Origin of the sequence: Rhodococcus sp. KRD197 (assembly GCF_017168235.1) — a bacterium.
Taxonomy (GTDB): Bacteria; Actinomycetota; Actinomycetes; order Mycobacteriales; family Mycobacteriaceae; genus Rhodococcoides.
Genome location: NZ_JABFAO010000025.1, coordinates 1 through 390 on the forward strand (window position 1 = coordinate 1; position 390 = coordinate 390).

General features: G+C 60.8%; 1 protein-coding gene. It reads left to right on the forward strand.

The features are described 5' to 3' along the window. Positions 1-7: 7 nt before the first annotated feature. Positions 8-390 (forward strand): GTP-binding protein (locus tag J1M86_RS23420; RefSeq protein ID WP_241260593.1); only part of this gene is annotated, 383 nt, incomplete at its 3' end.

Below are 390 nucleotides of genomic sequence, written 5' to 3' on the forward strand. Positions count from 1 at the left end.
ATTTCTGATGGCCCATCAAGACGCCGAACAGGAATTGATCGCGTCGGATATCGGCGCGTACCTGGCCCGCCATCGCGACAAGCAGTTGCTGCGCTTTATCACCTGCGGATCGGTCGACGACGGCAAGTCGACGCTGATCGGGCGCCTGTTATATGACACGCGGCAGATTTTCGACGACCAGATGGCGAGCCTCGAGGCGGACAGCAAGAAGGTCGGCACGCAAGGGCAGGGGATCGATTTCGCGCTGCTGGTCGATGGGCTGACCGCCGAGCGCGAGCAGGGCATCACGATCGATGTCGCCTACCGTTTCTTTTCGACCGCAACGCGCAAATATATCGTCGCCGACACGCCGGGCCACGAGCAATATACGCGCAACATGGTGACGGGAGC